This window comes from Natronococcus sp. A-GB1 (assembly GCF_029688845.1).
Taxonomy (GTDB): domain Archaea; phylum Halobacteriota; class Halobacteria; order Halobacteriales; family Natrialbaceae; genus Natronococcus.
This window is the reverse complement of record NZ_JARUKW010000001.1, coordinates 90,616-110,123: the sequence shown is the minus strand read 5'-3', so window position 1 is coordinate 110,123 and position 19,508 is coordinate 90,616. Positions and strand designations below refer to the sequence as shown.

20 protein-coding genes are annotated in these 19,508 nt (G+C 64.2%); 11 read left to right on the top strand and 9 right to left on the bottom strand.

Translation table 11 applies throughout. The features are described 5' to 3' along the window. Nucleotides 1-21: 21 nt before the first annotated feature. Nucleotides 22-1,539: an NAD(P)H-dependent oxidoreductase gene (locus QA600_RS00520; protein WP_278290026.1), complete on the bottom strand. Its 1,518-nt coding sequence runs from the start codon at nucleotides 1,537-1,539 to the stop codon at nucleotides 22-24. 48 nt (nucleotides 1,540-1,587) lie between these two features. Continuing rightward, entirely contained in the window at nucleotides 1,588-1,953 is a 366-nt protein-coding gene (locus tag QA600_RS00515; protein WP_278290025.1) for a cupin domain-containing protein, read from the bottom strand. A gap of 316 nt (nucleotides 1,954-2,269) precedes the next feature. Between QA600_RS00515 and QA600_RS00510 the strand changes: the two genes are divergently transcribed. From QA600_RS00510 to QA600_RS00495, 4 genes are read left to right on the top strand one after another with little or no spacing between them, the layout of a single operon-like run. Continuing rightward, entirely contained in the window at nucleotides 2,270-3,367 is a 1,098-nt protein-coding gene (locus tag QA600_RS00510; protein ID WP_278290024.1) for an ABC transporter substrate-binding protein, read from the top strand. Further along, a complete protein-coding gene (locus QA600_RS00505; RefSeq protein ID WP_278290023.1) occupies nucleotides 3,364-4,194 on the top strand; it encodes an ABC transporter permease in 831 nt (276 codons plus the stop codon). The genes QA600_RS00510 and QA600_RS00505 overlap by 4 nt, the downstream gene beginning before the upstream one ends. A gap of 18 nt (nucleotides 4,195-4,212) precedes the next feature. Continuing rightward, nucleotides 4,213-5,061 (top strand): ABC transporter ATP-binding protein, encoded by an 849-nt coding sequence (locus QA600_RS00500; protein ID WP_278290022.1) that lies wholly within the window; start codon nucleotides 4,213-4,215, stop codon nucleotides 5,059-5,061. Next, nucleotides 5,061-5,816 (top strand): ABC transporter permease, encoded by a 756-nt coding sequence (locus QA600_RS00495; protein ID WP_278290021.1) that lies wholly within the window; start codon nucleotides 5,061-5,063, stop codon nucleotides 5,814-5,816. Before QA600_RS00500 ends, QA600_RS00495 begins: the two co-directional genes overlap by 1 nt. A gap of 95 nt (nucleotides 5,817-5,911) precedes the next feature. On the opposite strand, the gene QA600_RS00490 is transcribed toward QA600_RS00495, so the two are convergent. Then, nucleotides 5,912-6,106 (bottom strand): cold-shock protein, encoded by a 195-nt coding sequence (locus tag QA600_RS00490; protein ID WP_005554588.1) that lies wholly within the window; start codon nucleotides 6,104-6,106, stop codon nucleotides 5,912-5,914. 234 nt (nucleotides 6,107-6,340) lie between these two features. On the opposite strand from QA600_RS00490, the gene QA600_RS00485 reads away from it, so the two are divergent. From QA600_RS00485 to QA600_RS00475, 3 genes are all read left to right on the top strand, one after another. Next, on the top strand, nucleotides 6,341-6,805 hold the full coding sequence (locus QA600_RS00485; RefSeq protein ID WP_278290020.1) for a winged helix-turn-helix transcriptional regulator: 465 nt from the start codon (nucleotides 6,341-6,343) through the stop codon (nucleotides 6,803-6,805). A gap of 423 nt (nucleotides 6,806-7,228) precedes the next feature. Further along, complete coding sequence (locus QA600_RS00480; RefSeq protein ID WP_278290019.1) at nucleotides 7,229-8,731, top strand: proton-conducting transporter membrane subunit; 1,503 nt, start codon at nucleotides 7,229-7,231, stop codon at nucleotides 8,729-8,731. Then, a complete protein-coding gene (locus tag QA600_RS00475) occupies nucleotides 8,721-11,150 on the top strand; it encodes a DUF2309 domain-containing protein (protein ID WP_278290018.1) in 2,430 nt (809 codons plus the stop codon). Before QA600_RS00480 ends, QA600_RS00475 begins: the two co-directional genes overlap by 11 nt. Before the next feature lie 61 nt (nucleotides 11,151-11,211). Here QA600_RS00475 and QA600_RS00470 read toward each other — a convergent pair whose 3' ends face one another. Together QA600_RS00470 and QA600_RS00465 are read right to left on the bottom strand one after the other, a co-directional pair. Next, nucleotides 11,212-11,430: a hypothetical protein gene (locus tag QA600_RS00470; protein ID WP_278290017.1), complete on the bottom strand. Its 219-nt coding sequence runs from the start codon at nucleotides 11,428-11,430 to the stop codon at nucleotides 11,212-11,214. Nucleotides 11,431-11,508: 78 nt separating this feature from the next. Continuing rightward, nucleotides 11,509-12,210 (bottom strand): carbonic anhydrase, encoded by a 702-nt coding sequence (locus QA600_RS00465; protein WP_278290016.1) that lies wholly within the window; start codon nucleotides 12,208-12,210, stop codon nucleotides 11,509-11,511. Nucleotides 12,211-12,367: 157 nt separating this feature from the next. On the opposite strand from QA600_RS00465, the gene QA600_RS00460 reads away from it, so the two are divergent. Continuing rightward, on the top strand, nucleotides 12,368-13,384 hold the full coding sequence (locus QA600_RS00460; RefSeq protein WP_278290015.1) for an NADP-dependent oxidoreductase: 1,017 nt from the start codon (nucleotides 12,368-12,370) through the stop codon (nucleotides 13,382-13,384). Between the two features lie 8 nt (nucleotides 13,385-13,392). Here QA600_RS00460 and QA600_RS00455 read toward each other — a convergent pair whose 3' ends face one another. From QA600_RS00455 to QA600_RS00445, 3 genes are read right to left on the bottom strand one after another with little or no spacing between them, the layout of a single operon-like run. Continuing rightward, complete coding sequence (locus QA600_RS00455) at nucleotides 13,393-14,190, bottom strand: ABC transporter permease (protein WP_278290014.1); 798 nt, start codon at nucleotides 14,188-14,190, stop codon at nucleotides 13,393-13,395. After that, a complete protein-coding gene (locus tag QA600_RS00450; RefSeq protein WP_278290013.1) occupies nucleotides 14,190-15,200 on the bottom strand; it encodes an ABC transporter ATP-binding protein in 1,011 nt (336 codons plus the stop codon). Before QA600_RS00450 ends, QA600_RS00455 begins: the two co-directional genes overlap by 1 nt. A 58-nt stretch (nucleotides 15,201-15,258) precedes the next feature. Beyond that, complete coding sequence (locus QA600_RS00445) at nucleotides 15,259-16,491, bottom strand: CBS domain-containing protein (RefSeq protein ID WP_278290012.1); 1,233 nt, start codon at nucleotides 16,489-16,491, stop codon at nucleotides 15,259-15,261. Between the two features lie 436 nt (nucleotides 16,492-16,927). On the opposite strand from QA600_RS00445, the gene QA600_RS00440 reads away from it, so the two are divergent. The 3 genes from QA600_RS00440 to QA600_RS00430 all read left to right on the top strand — a co-directional run bounded on the left by QA600_RS00440 (nucleotide 16,928) and on the right by QA600_RS00430 (nucleotide 19,013). Then, nucleotides 16,928-17,158 (top strand): MarR family transcriptional regulator, encoded by a 231-nt coding sequence (locus QA600_RS00440; RefSeq protein ID WP_278290011.1) that lies wholly within the window; start codon nucleotides 16,928-16,930, stop codon nucleotides 17,156-17,158. A gap of 130 nt (nucleotides 17,159-17,288) precedes the next feature. After that, nucleotides 17,289-17,819, top strand: a complete 531-nt coding sequence (locus QA600_RS00435; protein WP_278290010.1) for a 50S ribosomal protein L16 — start codon at nucleotides 17,289-17,291, stop codon at nucleotides 17,817-17,819. Nucleotides 17,820-18,128: 309 nt separating this feature from the next. Beyond that, complete coding sequence (locus QA600_RS00430; protein WP_278290009.1) at nucleotides 18,129-19,013, top strand: RimK family alpha-L-glutamate ligase; 885 nt, start codon at nucleotides 18,129-18,131, stop codon at nucleotides 19,011-19,013. A gap of 63 nt (nucleotides 19,014-19,076) precedes the next feature. Here QA600_RS00430 and QA600_RS00425 read toward each other — a convergent pair whose 3' ends face one another. Beyond that, entirely contained in the window at nucleotides 19,077-19,472 is a 396-nt protein-coding gene (locus tag QA600_RS00425) for an Hsp20/alpha crystallin family protein (protein ID WP_005554564.1), read from the bottom strand. Nucleotides 19,473-19,508: the final 36 nt, after the last annotated feature.

Below are 19,508 nucleotides of genomic sequence, written 5' to 3'. Positions count from 1 at the left end.
GTAATCGAATCCTTGCTCGAGTCACAGCAGCCCGACCAGCGGAACGACGCCGAACCAGGTGATGTAGCTCAGCGAGACCATCATCAGGAGGTCGATACGCTGGGCGCCCGCGTCGGGCTCGAGTCGGCTCCGAAGCAGCCAGCCGATCGCGGCTGCGTGGACGAGCCCGAGGTAGATCGCGGGACCGTAGCCGGGAACGAGATCCAGCAACTGCCAGAGCGCGCCCGTCAGGGCGGCGAGGACGGCCGTCGTCGCGGCGACCGCCGCGGCGGCGCCGACGCCGAACCGGGCCGCGATCGTCCGCTTGCCCGCGAGCCGGTCGGCGTCGACGTCGGGCACGCCCGCGAGGGTAATGGAGGGCAGCACCGACAGCAGGAAGGGCAGTCCCAGCAGCCACGGCAGCGGATCGTGCCACGCGCCGCCGAGGACGACGAACCCGAGTACCAGGACGCCGACGCTGTGGGTGACCGCGACATCCAGTTCGCCCAGCGTGCGGTAGGCGAGTTTCAGCGGCGAGAGCGTGTATCCGAGCGCCAGTGCCACGAGGGCCCCCATCGTCCCCGCGGTCGCCGCCGTCGATCCCGCTCCGGCGAGGAGCGTGGCCCCGGCGAACGCGGCAGTCACCGTCAGGAAAGTAGCGATCCCGGCTCGGATCTGCCCGAACGACAGTTCGCCGTCGACCAGCACCCGGGAGCCTCCGGTGAACGGCCCGGCGAAGGTGTTCCGTCGATCGGTCTCGTAGTCGGCGTACTCGTTGGAAAACACCGTCGCGGCCTCGAGGAAGAACAGAAATCCGAGTCCGAGCCAGTACGCCCCGGTCGAAAATGCGCCCGAGCCGACCGCCGCCAGCGCACCGATCGTGTAGGCGATCCAGGCCATCGGGTAGAACTGCAACCGGAGCGCCTTCAGCCAGCTCGTCGCCGCCCGTTTCGTCCGCCCCAGCCGCGACTCCGGCCCCGTCTCCAGGCTTCGACCCAGTTCCCGTACGTCCTCGAGCCAGCCCTCGCGCTCCTCGAGATCCGAGCTTTCGATCGGACCCAGGTTGGTCACCCGCGTCGTCCGAACGCCCGCGTAGCCGAGCGTCGCGCGCTTGAGGGCGTGGTTGCCGGGCTGGCGAAGGAGCCAACGGTAGATCCGCGGCGGGACGTCCATCGTGACGATCAGCTCGGCGGTCTTGTCGTCGAGCAGCTCCTCCTTACCTGCGCCCTCGCCCTCCTCATAAAAGGAGAAGGCGAAGCCGGGCCGAAAGAGGCGGTCGAAGAAGCCCTTGAGCCGGGCGGGCATCGTCCCCCACCAGTTTGGGTAGACGAAGACGAGGTGGTCGGCCCACTCGAGGTCCCGCTCGGCGGCCTGCAGGTCGGGCTCGAGGGACTGGTTCTCCGGTGACTCGACGCGAACGTCGGGATCGAACTCGAGATCGGCGACGGCGAGTTCGCGCACGTCGACGTCGGCCTCGCGGGCACCCTCGCAGTAGGCGTCGGCCAGTGCGCCACAGAAGCTATCCGTCCGAGGGTGACCCAGTACGAGAAGGACGTTCACGACTGTTCGGCCGGTTCGGCCGTCGGAAGTATATAACCGGGCGGTCGCTCACTCGAGCAGTTCGATCTCGTCGTCGCCGTTGGGCACTGCACAGAGGAACGCGCCGGGCTTGTCGCCTTCGTTGCGGTACCAGTGGACGGTGCCGGCGGGGATCAACAGCGAGTCGCCGGCCTCAACCTCGTACTCTTCGTCTCCGATGCCGACGACGTACCGTCCTTCGAGGACGTACTGCTCGTGTTCGACTTCGTTCGTGTGTTCGGGTACCTCGGCCCCCGCTGCGAGCGTAAACCGTCGGATCGCGAAGTTCGGCGCGCCGTGGCTCTCGTCGATCAGGACACCCTTCTCGAGGCCGTCGGCCGCGTCGACTGGCTCGTACTCGACGTCGTCGCTGCGACGGAGCAGTGGTTTGGACATGTCTACGGGTCGGCGTCGCACGTACAAAATCGTCCGGGTCTCCACGGTCGGAATCGGGCACCGACGTCCGTCTCGCTCGGCGTTGGGGACGGCGGCGATCGAATCGTGTTGCCACGTCGTGCACCGCTCGACAGGTCTAGTAGGGCTGCGTGTGCAGGCCGGCGGCTTCTCACTAATAACCTTTAATGATTGATACCGGAGTGACAGTATCCGTCGAATCCAGAACGAGATATCCTGCGGAAAATCGGAGTGATCCATGAATTCGAAACGTCGAGATACACACGGTCGGGCGAGGGAGACGAACGACGAAAGGGGAGTGAGCAGACGGCGGTTACTCCAGACCTCCAGTGTACTCGGCGCGAGCGCACTCGCCGGCTGCGCCGAGAGCGAAATCCTCGGCGGTGCGCTCGCAGGATTCGACGATCAGTCGTTCATCGTCGGCTATCAACCGTTTTACACCGAATCCTGGTCGGCGCTCGTGATCCGTCACGCCGACCTCGCCGAGAAACACCTGCCCGAGGGGTACTCGGTCGCGAGCTGGGAAGTCGCCCTGCAGGGCGCCGTGATCGGGAACAAGATGATCTCGGAACAGAACGATATCGGATACACGGGCGACATGCCGACGATCACGGCGATCGCGAACGAGGAGACGGCGATCGACATGGTCGGAATCGCCGGCTTCTCCGAAGGACAGCAGTGTAACCTCGGCTTCGTCGCCGAGGACAGCGGTATCGAGGACGCACAAGACCTCGACGGCCGCGAGGTTGGGGTTACGACCGGAACCTGCACCCACCGGTTCCTCCTCGAGGCGGTTCAGGAAGAGGGGATCGACATCGAGATTTCCGACATGGGGATGGAGACGATCGCGACGAACATCCGGGAAGGGAACCTCGATGCCGGGGCCGGTTTCGAACCCACAGTGTCGCGCTCGGTCGTACAGGCCGACGCGGCGGAGTTTCTGTTCTCGGGTGCCGACTACGGCATGCACGACGCCGCCGGCATCCTGATGCTCGACTCGCTGGTCGCGGAGCACCCGGAGGCCGCGGTCGGCTGGATGAAAGCCGAACTCGAGGCGAAACACATCATGGCGAACGATCCCGAGCGGACACTGGATCTCATCCAGGAGGAAGGCCAGCTGCGAGATTACGAGCGCGAGACGCTGCGCGCGACGCTGTACGAGACGCCGGATGCCAGCCCGGACGTCGAACGGATGCTGTTTTACACCGACTTCGAGGCGGTCGACGAGGCCGAGGAGCTGATGAAGCGGGAGGCCCCGGAGTTTCTCTACGAGGACCAGGAGGTCATCTCGCACGTGCCGCCGGAGGAACGGTACCAGACCGACCCCCTCCAGACCGCCGTCGACGACCTCGAGGACGACGCCGACTGGGACCCGCTTCGGGGGGCCGAACGATGAGCACGACCACCATCGAACGGATTCAGCGGCGGTTCGAGGGGGGAACGGTTCCGATGCTCACCAAGCGCGTTCGGCAGCTGCTGTCGATCGTCCTGTTTCTCGGCCTCTGGTCAGCGTTAGTCCGCTTCGGCGTGCTCGGGTTCGACACGTTCGTCGGCCCGGAGACGACGCTCGCGGCACTGCTCGAGGCACTTTCGGGCACGGCGATGACCGAAGGCGGAGAGACGATCTACGAACACGCGGCGTTCTCGGCGTTTCGCGTCCTCGTCGCGGTTACCATCGCGGTGCTCGTCGCCATCCCGCTCGGACTGACGATCGGGACGAGCCGCCGCTGGGAGGACGCGCTGTTCCCGGCGCTCGAGGTGTTCCGACCCGTTCCGCCGGTCGCCTGGGTCCCGATCGCACTGCTCCTGTTGCCGACGTTCCGCAGCGGCGTGATATTCGTGGTGTTCGTCGGCGCGTTCTTCCCGATCCTCATCAACACCATCGAGGGCGTCAAGACCGTCGAGGCAGAGTACGTCCAGGCGGCAGCGAGCCTGGGTGCCGGATCACGCGACATCTTCCGACACGTGATCGTCCCCGCGACGCTGCCGTCGATCGTCACCGGGGTCTCGCTGGGCGTCGGGCTGGCGTGGATCACGGTCGTCGCTGCCGAGATGATCGCCGGCGGCGTCGGCATCGGCTACATCATCTTCCAGGCCTACCGGCTGCTCCAGACCGAGGTCATCGCGGTCGGCATGATCGCGATCGGCTTTCTGGGGTACGTCTCGGCTGCGGCGGTCCACCGGACCGGCCACTACCTCACCCGCTGGCAGGAGACCAACTGACGACCGTTTCACCCAACTATGAGCAAACACGACGACCCCACCGACGATGCCTCGACCGCTGAACCGGCTCCAGATACGACGGGCAAGACCGGCGCAATTGCGCTCGATAACCTGAACAAGACGTACGATCCCGAGGGCGAACACGTCGTCGCCGTCGAGGATATGGACCTCGACGTGGCCGCCGAGGAGTTCGTCGCGTTACTCGGCCCGTCCGGCTGCGGAAAGAGTACCGTCCTCGAGTGCATCGCCGGCTACCTCGAGCCCACCGAGGGCGAGGTCGTCGTCGACGGCACGCCAGTCACGGACCCGGATCCGAAACGCGGCGTGGTCTTCCAGGAGAACCGGCTGTTCCCCTGGAAGACGATCAAGGAAAACGTCGAGTTCGGCCCGCGGATGCACGAGGGCGTCGAAGAGGGACGCGCGGAGTCGATACTCGACGAGATGGGTCTCGACGGCTTCGAGGATGCCTACCCCTCGGAACTCTCCGGTGGAATGCAACAGCGGGCCGAACTCGCCCGCCTGCTCGCGAACGACCCTGCGATTATGCTAATGGACGAGCCCTTCAGTGCGCTCGACGCGCTGACGAAAGAGATCATGCAGAAGAAGCTCCTCGAGGTGTGGGAACGCGACAACCGCACGGTGTTGTTCATCACTCACGACGTCGAGGAAGCGATCCTGTTGGCCGACCGCGTCGCGATCATGACCGCCCGTCCGGGCCAGATCAAAGACGTTATTGACGTCGATATCGACCGGCCGCGCGATCCCGAGGTCGTTACTACCGACCGGTTCACCGAACTACGCGAACGGGCGCTCTCGGTCATCCGCGAGGAAGCCGAGCGCGCGCTCGAACAGGAGGACGGTGCCTGATGGAGTCGCGTCGCCGACTCGTCCGGTTGGGGTCGATCCTCGCGGTGCCGGTGCTCTGGTTCGTCGCCAGCCGGTTCGGGCTGATCGCCGGACTGCCGACCCCCGTCGAGGTAGCCGACGCGTACGTGGCCGAGCTGTACCGGGACGACTTCTGGATCTCGACGATACAGAGCACGATCCGCGTGCTCGCCTCGTTCGTCGTCGCAGCGGCGGTTGCGGTCCCGCTGGGGCTGCTGATCGGACGGTACACGATCTTCGCCGATCTCACGTTCCCCGCGCTCGAGATGCTGCGACCGATTCCGCCGATCGCGTGGATCCCCTTCACGATCCTCGTGTTGCCGGCGGCCGAACTCTCGATCATGTTCATCACGTTCCTCGGCGCGTTCTTCCCGATCCTGTTGAACACGGTCCAGGGGGCACGCGGCGTCGAGGTCGAGTATCCGCGCGCCGCCCAGTCGCTCGGGGCGAACTCCTATCAGACGTTCCGTCACGTTATCTTTCCCGGCGCGTTGCCCGCGATTCACGCCGGCATGATCGTCGGGATGGGACTCGCGTGGGTCAACCTCATCGCCGCCGAGATGGTCGCCGGCGGCACCGGGCTCGGATTCCTGACCTGGTCGGCCTACACGAGCGGCTCGTACCCCACGATCATCGTTGGGGTCATCACGATCGGGCTCCTCGGAGCGATATCCTCTGCGCTGGTGCGGCTACTCGGCGACTGGCAGATCGGCTGGACCGAGCCACGACCGAACTGAACCGTCGACGTTTTCGACCGACGAGGTCGACGGCGCCGTCGCTCAAAAGTGTGAAAATACTGCAGTCAAGAGCCGATACCGTTACGAATTCTGCCTTACAGGCGCTCGACGTTCGTCGCGCGCGGGCCCTTGGGGGCCTGCTCGATGTCGAACTCGAGCTCCTGACCTTCTTCCAGGTCCGGGCCGCCGATGTCTTCCATGTGGAAGAACACGTCGTCGTCCGCGTCCTCAGTCTCGATGAATCCGTAGCCGCCAGTGTCGTTGAAGAAATCAACGGTTCCTTTCGCCATTGCTTCTGAACGGAGACGTGCGGGACGTATAAAGCCTGCGACTCGTGTCCCGACGTGTGTTCCGTTCACACGCTCATCGGACAACAGCGACGCGGCTACCGGGCGATTTACCGCTTTGTGACTTCCCCCTACGACTAAAGTCGTGGGCTTCCGCTATCCTTATGTCATTTCCATCAGTGTCTCGGGAGTTCTGGGGGGCGAAGTCCCTTATATTTCCCGTGGAAAACCCTACGTATGACCGAGTACGATCTCGACGCGACCGACCGGGAGATCTTGTATGCGCTTCAGAAAGAAGCCCGAAACCTCTCCTCGAGCGAGATGGCCGAGCGGACCGACGCTTCCTCAAGTACGGTCCGAAAGCGCATCCAGCGCCTGGAGTCGGAGGGGATAATCAAGGGGTACAGCGCCGACATCGACTACACGAAGTCCGGCTACCCGATCCGGATGCTGTTGTTTTGCACGGCGCCGATCCCCGATCGCGGAGAGTACATCGAAGAGATACTCGACATTCCGGCGGTCATCTCGGTCCAGGAACTCGTCACCGGCGAGGAGAACCTCCTCGTCACGGCCGTCGGGGAGACCGACCAGGACATCACGCCGGTCGCACAGGAGCTGTCGGACATCGGCTTAACGATCACGGACGAGGTACTCGTCCGCAGTCACGAATCGACATCGTTCGACGAGTTTTCCGGGGAGTGAGGTTCTCTGTGACGTGAACATCGGTCGTTCCTCACTCTTCGAAGCGGTATCGGTGTGTTCGTTTTCCGTCCGACCGTGGCAGCGTACGGACGGTTGTTGCGAATCGTTCGCTTCGCACCTCATATCTGGACAGATCGTTCGTGATCGGATGAATTATACAGGGTCGACTCGTATCGGTAGCCGGGTGCGAACGGTGCCGCCGATCCCGTTCGACCGTTCTCGACGAGCGGTCCCCAGAAGCGAGACTCCCCAGACGATCGGACTGGTCTGTGGAACCTGTTGTCACGAACGATTTGTTCGAACCAGAGGTTATAATAACCGCCATGTTCAAACAACTCTGAATACGACCGGCCCGGTAAGTATTGCCTGTGATCGTGGTGCGGTGTCCGGGATGTCCGAGCTGGTCGGAGGATACATCGAAGAATGTCTAAGGACACGCGACCATCCGATGCTGGAACACTCGCCGAAACGACGACCCAACGGACACCCACGATTCCGCGAGCGTCGACCTGGGCGGTCTGGACGCTCTTTCTGTGTAGCGTTGGCGTTCTCGTACTGACCGCCCTGCGTGGGTACGAGTGGGGGCTCCCCGACCTCGTCGTCGTCGACGGGTTGACCGCGGTCATGTGGGTCGTGGTCACTTTCTTCAGTGGGATCGTCCACAGCTACTCGCGCCGGTATATGGCCGGCGACAGCGGCGTTGACCGATTCTTCGGCCAGATACTGGCCTTCACACTCGTGGTCATGACGCTGACCGCGGCGGATCACGTTGTGCTGTTCGCGACGATGTGGCTGGCGATGGGTCTGTTGATGGCGTCATTGATCGGTCACGACCGCGACTGGAAACAGGCCCGCGCTGCTGGCGTGCTCGCCGTCAAGTACTTCCTCGCCAGCAGCGCGCTGCTTTCGACCGGGCTCGTCGCTCTCGTCTGGACGACGGGTGCTACCTCCGTTTCGGGAATTGTCGCCAACGTCGACGGGATTTCGCCGACCGTTGCGATCGTCGCCGTCGCCGCTATCTTCCTCGCAGCGATCGTCCAGTCGGCACTGTTCCCGTTTCACGGCTGGCTGCTATCGTCGATGACCGCGCCAACGCCGGCCTCCGCGCTGATGCACGCCGGGTTCGTCAACGCGGGCGGCATCCTGCTGACCAGGTTCGCTCCGCTGGTCGGCGAGTACCTGTACGTCATGTCAGTCGTCGTCCTCGTCGGTGCGTTCAGCGCCCTTCTGGGACAGGCCATGCTGCTCGTCCAGACCGACGTGAAACGCGAACTTGGCAGTTCGACGATCGCCCAGATGGGCTTTATGATCATGCAGTGTGGCCTCGGTTTCTTCGGGGCTGCGATCGCCCACCTCATCTTGCACGGCTGCTACAAGGCCTACCTTTTCCTCTCGTCCGGGGCTCCCGTCGAGCACACGGTTCCAGCGGACGAAGACCGCACCCATCTGGGCTTCTCCGGCGTCGCGGTCAGCCTCCTCACGGCCGTCGGCGGCGGCGTGATCTTCATGCTGCTCACCGGAAAGCTGTCGGGACTGAGCGTGACCCTCAACAGCGGCATCGTGTTAACCCTCGTCGTGGTGTTGACGACGCTCACCGCCGCACGGGATATCCTCCACCGGACGACGCTCCCGTCGTCGATCAGACTCGTTAGCGTCCCGCTGGTCGTGCTGACCGCCATCAGCGCATATGCGGTGACATTCAACGCCGTCTCGACGATGCTCGCAGCGGACGTCCCGATGACCTACGCACCGACCGAACTAACCGTCGTTCACTACTTCGTCGTCGCTGGCTTCGTCGGCGCCTATCTCGCGACGGAGTTCGGCTGGCACCGCTCCAGTGAGCGGCTCTACGTTGCCTTACTGAACGTCTCGCAACCGGCCCCCTCGACCGTGCTCACCAGCAAGGAGGACTACGATGACGCCTAAGGAAACTCAAACCCAGACCCGAACCGCAACCCAGAACCGCATCGTCGAGCGTATCGACAGTGTCGCCGACCGAATCGGATCGGTCTGGCCGCTCCACTCCTTCGTCACTGCGAACCCCCTCTCGGGGTTCGAAGACCGGCCGTTTCACGAAGCCGTCGCCGAAGGAGAGCGGCTGTTCGGCGGCCGCGGCTACCCGCGTCCCGAAATCTTTCGTCGGGCCTGGGAGGACGGTCGGATCAATCCCGAGATACTGCGCGCGGAACTTGCTGCCCACGAACTCGACGACGATCCCGAGACGCTCCTCGAGACGTTGGCCGAGCGCGAAACAGAGCGGGACAACGAGACCGACGACGCGACGGAAACCGTCGACCGCGTGCTCGCAAAGTGGCTCGCTGCATTTCTCGACCAGGACCACGCGAACTGGTCGATGCCCAACCGCGAGAAGGGATTCTACGCCGCTTGGCGTGAACTCGCTCCCTACGACGGCGACGTCCCCGGCTGCGACGAGCCCGATGACCTCCCAGAGACGGCGATGGCGGTGCTGGAGGACGCGCTCGGCGAGACCCCCGACCCGCGCTGGGATGACGTTCTCGAGTTCCACCTCGCCGCGCTGTCCGGCTGGACGGGGTTTATCAAGCAACGTACCGCGGACGATTCGGACCCGTGGCAGTCGGAGTACCCGATCACGCTGCCCGAGTACCTGGCCGTGCGGCTGGCACTTTGTGACCTGCTGGATGCCCCGATCGAGCCCGCCGATGCGGGCGGCGACGATCCCGCTTCGACCGCCGACGAGGACGTCCCCCTCGAGGAGATCTGGCTGTCGGCCTGGGAGCAGAGCTACCGTCGTCGTCTCCTCGAAGACGTCGACGACTCCGTCACCGAGTCGTCCCACGGCGGCGACGAACGCCCGGACGCACAGCTCGTCTTCTGTATCGACACGCGCTCGGAGATCATCCGCCGCCACATCGAAGCGCAGGGCAGCTACGAGACGCACGGCTACGCAGGGTTTTTTGGCATCCCGATGCAGTACAAAGAGCACGATTCGAAGGTCGTCGCCGATGCCTGCCCGCCGATCGTCGAGCCACAACACCTGATCGCCGACGAACCCGAGACCGACCACGGTGAGAAGACGACGACCCACGACCAGTGGCACGGGCTGGTGAGCGCGACTCGAAAACACTTCAAGCGTCTCAAGACCAACGTCGTCGCCGCCTTCCCGTTCGTCGAAGGCGGCGGCGGCGCCTACGGGTCGGTGATGGCGGCACGGACGCTCGCCCCGTCGGCCCTCTACAAACTCGATACCGCCGTCGACGAGCGCGTCCCGAGCACCCACGAGTTCTGCTCTCCGACGCTCGAGTACCCGCGGATGAGCGACGACGAGAAGGTCGAGTACGCACAGACTGCCTTCGAATTCATGGGCTGGACGGAGTTTTCCCGTCTGGTGGTCTTCGCAGGTCACGCGAGCCACACGACGAACAACCCGTTCGACTCGAGTCTCGACTGTGGGGCCTGTGCCGGCAACCCCGGCGGCCCGAACGCGCGTACACTCGCGAAGATCTGCAACGACGAAAGCGTCAAAGCCGAGCTCCGCCAGCGCGGCTTCTCGATTCCGGAGGACACGGTGTTCGTCGGGGCCGAACACAACACGACGACCGACGAGATCACCCTCTTCGACGGCGACGTTCCCGAGAGCCACCACGAGGAGATAGAGAAGTTGCGCGACGACCTCGAGCAAGCACGTCGCGCTGCAGCCGCCGAGCGCAGCGAATCGCTGACGAACGCCGACCCCAGCGATCCCATCCGCGAGACGGCACGCCGCGCGGTCGACTGGGGCGAAACCCGACCCGAGTGGGGGCTGGCCGGCAACGCCTCGTTCGTCATCGGGCCGCGCGGACTGACCGATGACGAGGACCTCGACGGCCGCGCGTTCCTCCACTCCTACGACTGGTCGACCGACCCCGACGGTGACGCGCTCGAGTTGATCATGGCGGGACCGCTTGTCGTGACGCAATGGATCAACAACCAATACTACTTTGCGACCGTCGACAACGACGTCTATGGCAGCGGCTCGAAGGTCACGCAAAACCCGGTTGGTAACGTCGGTGTCGTCCAGGGCAACGGCGGCGATCTGATGACCGGCCTCCCGCTACAGTCGCTGAAGGCCGCCGACGACGAGCCCTACCACCAGCCGCTCCGCCTGACCGCGGTGATCCACGCGCCAGTCGACCGCGTCACCGAGATTCTCCGCGAACACGAGACCGTCGAACGGCTGGTGGCAAACGGCTGGATCGCCAACCTGACCGTCGTCGATCCTACCCAGGACAACCGGGTCTTCCACTACCAGGGCGGCCTCGAGTGGGAACGCCCGGCGCCAGAACCGACCCCACAGCAGGCTGGCGCACCCGCAAGTTCGGACTGACCCACCGAAACGGGCCCGCATCGAGCGGAGCGCGGAACGTCTCGGCGGTCCACCCGCGAGTTCACAGCTCTTCTAGGTCCTCGAGCTGGTGTACCGTCACGGAGACGAAGTACACCACCATGAACAGCGCGAAGCCGACCACGAGACCGCCGAGTTCCCGGGTACCGATACCGGCCGGTGTGATCACGGCGAGTGCCCCTAGGGCGACGACGAAGACTGCGATCGTGAAGGCTCCCACGGTGTAGTAGAAGCCGATGTCGGACTCGAGATGTGCCCGCATGACCGATCGTTTCACTACGAGTGACAAAACGGTACCGACCGTAGGGGCCGTGGGCTGTCGTCGGACAGATCCGTCGAATCAGTACAGCAAACTCTGGGTCGACGTCGCGAACTCCTCGGGGATTAGCTCGGTGATCCGTCCGGAGTCGGTCTCGCCGTTGACGTTGACCAGGTACGCCCGTCCGTATTCGTTGCCGTAGACGCCTTGAAAGTCGTAGACGAAGCCGTAGACGCCGACGTCATCGGGAACGTCGTCGGACTCCCGGAGAAACCCCGCCTGGTAGTCGACGTTGTACTCGACGAGCTGGTTTATCACCGTCGACTCGTTCGTCTCGCGGTCGATCAGGTCGCTCTCGAGACCCTCCTCGATAACCGGTACCAGCATCTCGACCCACTTATCGACGCCTTTCGGCCCGGGAAAGTCGCCGCCGGTCGCGACCTGATACGCGGCGGTGATGGCCCCACAGCCGGTGTGGCCAACGACGACGGCGACATCGGTGTCCGTGTGGTGAATCGGATAAAGCACTCCGCCGTCGACGATCCGATCGCCGTCGTCTTCATCCCAGACCTGGTTCCCGATGTTGCTCGGCGTAAAGACCACTCCCGGATGGTCGAACCCCCACATGTGCTCCTGTGGCACCCGTGAATCGGAACAGCAGATCGCGACAGTATCGGGATGCTGGTCCGTCTGAACCTCGGCGAAGTAGTTCTCCGGGAGCGACTCGACGTGGCGCTGGTTGCCGGCGAGCAGTTCCTCGAGAAACTTTCGAGTCGATCCCATAGCACAACTCACACAGACAGGGTCAAAAAGGTTCGATGGGGTCTCAAGGACTGTGGGCGTCGGTCCGTGACCGTTCGGCCGAGCCGAAGCGCAGTCTTGCGGACGAGCGGGCTGCCGCGAAGCGAATCTTCACTTTTCGGCGCGTACACGGGTCGGTATGGCAGAGACACGGCAGTGGCGACTCGCCAGCCGGCCCGTCGGCGAACCGACCCGCGAGAACTTCGAGCTCGTCACCGTCGCCCGACCCGCACCCGAGTCGGGCGAAGTGCTCGTCCGAACCCTCTACCAGTCGGTCGACCCGTACATGCGCGGACGGATGCGCGACGCCGAGTCCTACGCGGAGCCGTGGGACGTCGGCGATCCCATGCGAGCGGGAGTCGTCGGCGAGGTCATCGAGTCGAACTACGATGGGCTCGAGCCGGGCGATATCGTGGCGGGCGAACTGCTGTGGGCCGAACACGCAGTCGCGGACGGGAACGACCTGCGTCGGGTCGATCCCGACCACGGGCCGATCTCGACCGCGCTGGGCGTCCTCGGGATGCCCGGCGTGACGGCGTACTTCGGAACGACGGACGTCGCCGAGCCGAAACCGGGCGACACGGTCGTCGTCTCGGCCGCGGCCGGCGCGGTCGGCTCGGTCGTCGGCCAGCTCGCCCGACTGAGCGGCGCTCGAGTGGTCGGAACGGCCGGCAGCGACGAGAAGACGGCGTGGCTCACCGACGAGCTCGGGTTCGACGCCGCGATCAACTACGAGACGACCGACGACCTGCCCGGCGCGGTAGCCGAGGCCTGTCCTAACGGCGTCGACGTCTACTTCGACAACGTCGGCGGACCGATCACCGATGCCGTCTGGCCGCTGCTCAACGTTCGATCGCGGGTTGCCGTCTGCGGACAGATCGCGCTGTACAACGCGACGGAGATTCCGACCGGACCCCGAAAGCTCGGCAAACTTATCGAGTCTCGCGCCCGCGTGGAGGGACTGCTCGTTTACGACTACGAGAACCGCTGGGGCGAGGCCCTGTCGCGACTCTCGAGGTTCATCGCCGACGACGAACTTCGCTACCGCGAGGACGTCGTCGAGGGGTTCGAGAACGCGCCCGACGCGTTCATGGGGCTGTTCGAGGGTGAGAACATCGGCAAGCAGCTGGTGCAGGTCGCCGATCGGAACGACTGAGCCGAGGGTCAGTCGGTCAGACCGTAGCCGATCTTGAACAGGTAGACGTCGACCGCGATGACGCCGATCGTGAGCAGCGTGAGCACGCCCAGCGAGGCGTACGGCGCGAACTCGGCGTAGGCCGCCGGCGCGATCTCGAGCATATCGGAGTAGCCAAGCAGCCCGTATCGGACGCTGTCGACCATGTAGACCATCGGGTTCAGCAGGGAGACGGTCTGCCAGGTCGAGGGCAGCATCGTCAGCGAGTAGAAGACGGCCCCGAAGAACACCAACGGCCGCAGGATGAACTGGTTCATCACGGTGAGGTCGTCGAAGTCCCGCGCCACGAGCCCGCCGATGATCCCGAAGCCGGCGAAGAGCGCGGCGATGACGACCATCGTCGCTACCAGAAAGAGGCCGTTCTCGATCGAGATCGGGACGAACAGCCGGCCGATGACGGCGATGATGACGCCGACGATCAGCCCGCGAACCGCGCTGGCGCCGACGTAGGCGACGACCATCTCGACGTAGGAAAGCGGCGAGGTCAGTGTCTCGTGGATGTACTCGTTCCACCGGCCGTGGAAGATCGAGAAGGAGGCGTTCTCGAAGGCGTTCGAGATCGTCCCGAGGACGACCAGCCCCGGAACGAGAAAGAGGATGTAACCGATCCCCGCGACGGGTTCGTCGATGCGTCCGCCCAGGATGATCCCGAAGACGGCGAAGTAGAGGACGTTCGTGATCGCCGGCGGCATGAACGTGTTCTTGGGACGACGGACGAACCGAAGTAGCTCGCGCCGAAAGAGCGCCCGGAAACCGACCGACAGCATCAGGCGAGTCCCTCCTGCTCGCGCGCTGGCGTCTCCGCCCCTTCGTCGCCCGCCGCCTCCTCGTTCGTCGGCGCGTCGGACCGGGTCGTCGTCCGGTCGTCCTGTCTCGTCAGATCGACGAAGATCTCCTCGAGCGACGTGCGAGTGATCTCGAGGTCGGCGATCTCGTGGCCCGCCGCCTCGAGGTCGTTCAACAGCTGCGGCGCGGTCGAGCCGCCGTCGTCGACCCGGACCTCGAGCCGGTCGCCCTCGAGGGTCGCCTCGTGGGCGTAGCCGCCGACCGAGGGAGTGACCGACGGGGCGTCCTCGAGGCGAACCGAGATCGTGTCCGTCCCTCGCGTCTTGAGGTCGTCCGGCGTCGCGACGGTCACCTTCCGGCCCTCGTTCATGATCGCCACGCGGTCACAGAGGCGTTCGGCTTCCTCGATGTAGTGGGTCGTCAGCAGGACCGTCGTTCCTTCCTCGTTGAGCTCGGTCACCAGCTCCCAGAGATCGTGGCGCAGCTGGACGTCGACGCCGGCGGTCGGCTCGTCGAGAATCAGGAGGTTCGGCTCGGTGACGAGCGCTCGAGCCAGCAGCAGCCGGCGCTTCATCCCTCCGGAGAGCCAATCGAAACGCTCGTTTCGCTTGTCGTAGATCCCGACCCGCTTGAGCACCTCGTCGGCCCGCTCCCCGGCTTCCTCCTCGGGGATCCCGTGGTAGCCGGCCTTGTGCATCAGGACCTCGCGGATGGGAAAGAAGCGGTCGACGTTGAACTCCTGGGGGGCGAGCCCGATCGCGTCCCGGGCCTGCCGGTAGTCGTCCTCGACGTCGTGACCGAAGACGCGAGCCTCGCCGCCCGTCTTGCGGACGAGTCCGACCAGCGTGTTGATGAACGTCGTCTTCCCGGCCCCATTAGGACCGAGCAGCCCGAAGAACTCGCCCTCCTCGACGGTGAGCGAAAGCTCCTGTAGCGCGCGCAGGTCGCCGTACTCCTTCACGAGGTCCGTCGTCTCGATGGCCGGTGGCATCGCTGACACCTCGGCCACGCCCGCGGTTAAGAATGTTGAATCCGGTACCCGGCCGGCCTCAGTCGCCGGCTCGAGGCCGGCTCGAGGGGTTGACGCTGCCGCTCTTCTGGACGATATCGAACGCCGTCATCACGTCGGACCGCGAGATCAGACCGACCAGGTCGCCGTCGGTCCGTGGGGCCGGGTCGCCGAACGCGCCCTCGGAACCCCACTCGTCTTGGCCTTCGACGACGAGGAGCCGCCCGATGCCGTGTTCGCGCATCCGTTCGATAGCCGTCATCGCGTCCGAGTCCGGATCGATCGTCTTCAGATCGGTCGTCATCACGTCCGAGACCGTGTACGCGTCGCGCTCGACGGGTTTGATGTCGCGGGCGTCCGACAGCGTCACCAGTCCCACGAGCCGCTCGCCGCCGAACCCGTCGGTCTCGACGACCGGGTAGCCGGTGTGTCGCTCGGTGAACATCCGCTGGATCAGCTCCGCGACGGACGCGTCCGGCTCGACGGTGTGGAGTTCGCCCGCCGACGTCATGATATCCCGGACGGTAACGTCCTGGAACGCAGCCTTCATCGTCACCTGCTGGGCCTCGCTCGAGGCGGCGATGTAGACGAAGAAGGCGACGCCGATGAGGATAATGTTGACCGCGAACAGTCCGAACAGCCCCATCGCGATCGCGAACATCTTGCCGATGCTCGCGGCCTGCTGGGTCGCTTGAGCGTACGAGCGGCCGCGAGCGAGCAGTGCCCGAAGGATACGGCCCCCGTCCATCGGGAACGCGGGGATCATGTTGAAGATCGCGAGCGCGACGTTGAGTACGGCGAGGTAGCCGAGGACGAACCGCGCGCCGCCGAACGCCTCGGGAGTAACGAGAAAGAGCACGTAGGAGGCGACGCCGACGAGCACGGAGACGATCGGTCCGGCGATGGCGATGGTGAACTCCTGTCGCCAGTCCTCGGGCATCTCCGAGAGCGCGGCGATGCCGCCGAACAGCCAGAGCGTGATCGAGTCGATCGGAAAACCGTACCGCTGGGCCGTCAGCGAGTGGCCAAGTTCGTGGAGCACGACGCCGACGAACAGTCCGACCGCCGCGGCGAAGCCGAGTATCCACGGCAGCGCGCCGCCGGTTACGGCGCCGACGTCGATGCCTGCGCCGAGCACGTCGTTGAGAATGACGGTGACGGGTTCGATCTGGACGCCGATGAGGTACGCAAATAGCGGGAGCACCAGCAAGAACGTCAGATCGAGCTTGATCGGGATTCCGAACAGGGAGCCGATCCGAAAGCTCTTCAGCATACTGGGTGTTTCCGGAGGCAGACCCTTAAACACGCCGCCGTCGTGGTGAGGCGGCGACGAGTTCCGATCCGCTCGATCAAGGCCGGAGCTCGGAACATCCACCGTCATCGGTTCGAGATAATATACCTTATACAGTGAGCCGGCCGGGATAGGTAACGATCATTGATGGCTGGATGGTGACTACTAGCTGAAGCTATCCAACGACTGAAAGCGGCTATCGGGGTTCGTTTACCGATAGTAACTGATTTGATACCCTCATCTCCCTCTCGAAGGAGACTCTCCGAGAGCGTCCAAAATGCTCGATACGCCTCTCTAGATGAGCGTTATCTACTGGCATGGATTGACTATATTAGTATTAGGTCGATTATATCCATTGCACTATATTGCTCGGGTGTACCATAGACTTATATGGAGCCTCGGTGTGGGTTGTACTACGATGATGGAACAGCAACTCACCACCACGCAACTCGAGCCGCTCCCGACCGAAATCGACTCCCCACAGGCGAAACTCGTCTACCTCTACCTCGAGGCCAGCGGCGGTGCGACGGCGTCGGATCTGAACGAGGTCCTGGCAATGAAGAAGATCGGTGTCCTCTCGGTGCTGAACTGTCTCACCGAGGAGGAGCTCGTCGAAAAGAACGGCGCCGAGTACGTTACCTGCAACTGAGCGACGATTTTTGACGTGCTGTCGGTTAACTCGCCGAGCAGTTCCGTCTGAAGCCGCCGCTGGCGCGGACGTGACGGTTCGAAGGCTTTATCCCCACGGTAGGCTTCGGTTTTCGTAAGTAACCACAACCATGTCGGACAAACCCGCCTCAATGTACCGGGAGATCAGTAAGCCGGCCTACACGCGCCGCGAGTACATTACTGGAATCCCCGGATCGAAGATTGCACAGCACAAGATGGGCAACGTCAGCGCCGGCCCCGAGGACTACCCCGTTCAGATCAGCCTCATCACCGAGGAAGAGGTCCAGATTCGCCACGGGAGCCTCGAGGCCTCGCGCCTGTCGGCCAACCGGCACATGCTGAAAAACGCCGGCGAGAACAACTACAAGATGATCCTCCGGAAGTTCCCCCACCACGTCATCCGGGAGAACAAACAGGCGACGGGTGCGGGTGCGGACCGTGTCTCCGACGGGATGCGCCAGTCGTTCGGGAAGATCGTCGGCACCGCCGCGCGAATCGACGCCGGCGATCGCATCTTCACGGTCTGGTGTGACTTGGACGACGCCGAGCACGCCAAGGAGGCGTTCCGCCGCGCGTACAACAAGATCTCGCCGCCGTGTCGTATCGTCGTCGAGAAGGGCGAAGAGCAGCTGGTCTCGTAACCCCACCTTTTACTCCGCGACGGCGTTCCCGTTCTGTCCCTACACGGCGCGGTGCAAACGCCGTTCTCACGGATGTTACTGGAGCCGTTCGTCGCGGTTCCGGTTCGTGAACCGGTCTTAGTAACAACTGAAACGGTTTGCACACCGATCGCACAGCCGTCGTGCGATCGGATGTGTACTGACGTTCAGTGGCTACTATAGCCGACCGTTTACGCTCGAGGAGTCCACCTCGTCGATTGCGAGTCGAGGACGGCGAATCCCCGGGTGCGGGTACGCAGACTTTTGGGCCTCTACTCCCGACTCTCGAGCATGATCGATCTCGCGGTCGCGAACGCCGAGGAGACGTTCGATCGGATGCGCGAGCCCCTGGCCGAGCGCGGTATCCGCGCCCACCACGTTCCCGTAAGCGAACGGATCGTCCCCCTGGGAACGGACGCGCCGTGGTCGCCCGGCGAGTACGACGTGGGGTTCGTCTACCCCGGTCGGCCCATGGAGGGCGGTGTTGCCGACGCGCTCCTCGAGGTTCCGTGGCTCAACGACCGCGAGGCGATTCTCACCTCGCGGAACAAAGCCGAGGTGCTCGCCCGCCTCGAGCGCGCCGACCTGCCCGTGCCGCGGTCGGTGTACGTCTCGAACGAGGTCGGCGAGAGCGAACTGATCGAGGCGTTCGATCGACTCGAGTCGCCGGTCGTGGTAAAACCCAACTCGACGACTCGCGGAGTCGGGGTCGCGAAGGCCCACGATCTCGACTCCTTCCTGGGGATCTGTGACTACCTCTCGCTGGTCCACGACTACCGGGCGACCGGGGATCGGTCCTTCCTGATCCAGGAGTACCTCCCGGACGCCACCGACTATCGGGTGATGATCCTCGATGGGGAGTACGTCGGCGCCGTCGAGCGCCGACTGCCCGACGACGCGGTCCGCGAGGGCCAGTGGAAACACAACGTCCATCGCGGCGCGAGGGCACGGGGGGTCGACCTCCCGAGCGAGTGGCGTCGACTGGCCGAGTCAGTCGCCGAGGTTCTCGAGGTTCCCTTTCTCGGGGTGGACTTGCTCGAGACGGGCGAGCGGGTAGTGGTCAACGAGACGAACGCCCGGCCGACGATCGACGAGGCGACGAAGTACGAACCGGGATTTTACGACCGGTTGGCGGGAGCAATCGCCGATCGTGCCGGCGTCTCGGGGACCGGTTAACGACGTGCTATTCCGAAACGAAACTCGAGAACGAAAACCGGTGTCGACCGCGAGTCGACCTGCTTACTCGAGGCTGATTCCCGAAGAGTGTTCGGCCGACTCGAAGACAACCTCGAGGACGCCGTTGTTGTACGTCGCCGAGGCGCTGTGTTCGTTGACCCGCTGGGGGAGCGAGACGCGCTCGTCGTACTGACGGTGGTCGCTCTGGGCCGAGATCGTGAGCGTCTTGCCGTCACACTCGAGGTCGATGTTGTCCTTCTCGACGCCCGGAAGGTCGGCGACGACGCGGATCTCGTCGTCGGTCTCGTGGATGTCGACGTGGGTGTCCATCCCGAATCCGCTGTCGACGGCACTCGAGGAGTCGAAATCGACATCGGCACCGCTCATCATCTCGTTCATCATCCGCTCGATTTCCCGAAAGAGATCGTCGAAGGGTTCGTCGCGGTCGTCTCGTCGCATAGCTGGTGGTAAGGAAGGGACGGCCAAAAGCTTTCC

Bases quoted from the DNA above. Each gene is read 5' to 3' on its own strand.
- QA600_RS00515 (WP_278290025.1), bottom strand. From the start codon at position 1,953: ATGTCCAAACCACTGCTCCGTCGCAGCGACGACGTCGAGTACGAGCCA.
- QA600_RS00505 (WP_278290023.1), top strand. From the start codon at position 3,364: ATGAGCACGACCACCATCGAACGGATTCAGCGGCGGTTCGAGGGGGGA.
- QA600_RS00500 (WP_278290022.1), top strand. From the start codon at position 4,213: ATGAGCAAACACGACGACCCCACCGACGATGCCTCGACCGCTGAACCG.
- QA600_RS00495 (WP_278290021.1), top strand. From the start codon at position 5,061: ATGGAGTCGCGTCGCCGACTCGTCCGGTTGGGGTCGATCCTCGCGGTG.
- QA600_RS00490 (WP_005554588.1), bottom strand. From the start codon at position 6,106: ATGGCGAAAGGAACCGTTGATTTCTTCAACGACACTGGCGGCTACGGA.
- QA600_RS00485 (WP_278290020.1), top strand. From the start codon at position 6,341: ATGACCGAGTACGATCTCGACGCGACCGACCGGGAGATCTTGTATGCG.
- QA600_RS00480 (WP_278290019.1), top strand. From the start codon at position 7,229: ATGTCTAAGGACACGCGACCATCCGATGCTGGAACACTCGCCGAAACG.
- QA600_RS00475 (WP_278290018.1), top strand. From the start codon at position 8,721: ATGACGCCTAAGGAAACTCAAACCCAGACCCGAACCGCAACCCAGAAC.
- QA600_RS00470 (WP_278290017.1), bottom strand. From the start codon at position 11,430: ATGCGGGCACATCTCGAGTCCGACATCGGCTTCTACTACACCGTGGGA.
- QA600_RS00465 (WP_278290016.1), bottom strand. From the start codon at position 12,210: ATGGGATCGACTCGAAAGTTTCTCGAGGAACTGCTCGCCGGCAACCAG.
- QA600_RS00460 (WP_278290015.1), top strand. From the start codon at position 12,368: ATGGCAGAGACACGGCAGTGGCGACTCGCCAGCCGGCCCGTCGGCGAA.
- QA600_RS00455 (WP_278290014.1), bottom strand. From the start codon at position 14,190: ATGCTGTCGGTCGGTTTCCGGGCGCTCTTTCGGCGCGAGCTACTTCGG.
- QA600_RS00450 (WP_278290013.1), bottom strand. From the start codon at position 15,200: ATGCCACCGGCCATCGAGACGACGGACCTCGTGAAGGAGTACGGCGAC.
- QA600_RS00445 (WP_278290012.1), bottom strand. From the start codon at position 16,491: ATGCTGAAGAGCTTTCGGATCGGCTCCCTGTTCGGAATCCCGATCAAG.
- QA600_RS00440 (WP_278290011.1), top strand. From the start codon at position 16,928: ATGATGGAACAGCAACTCACCACCACGCAACTCGAGCCGCTCCCGACC.
- QA600_RS00435 (WP_278290010.1), top strand. From the start codon at position 17,289: ATGTCGGACAAACCCGCCTCAATGTACCGGGAGATCAGTAAGCCGGCC.
- QA600_RS00430 (WP_278290009.1), top strand. From the start codon at position 18,129: ATGATCGATCTCGCGGTCGCGAACGCCGAGGAGACGTTCGATCGGATG.
- QA600_RS00425 (WP_005554564.1), bottom strand. From the start codon at position 19,472: ATGCGACGAGACGACCGCGACGAACCCTTCGACGATCTCTTTCGGGAA.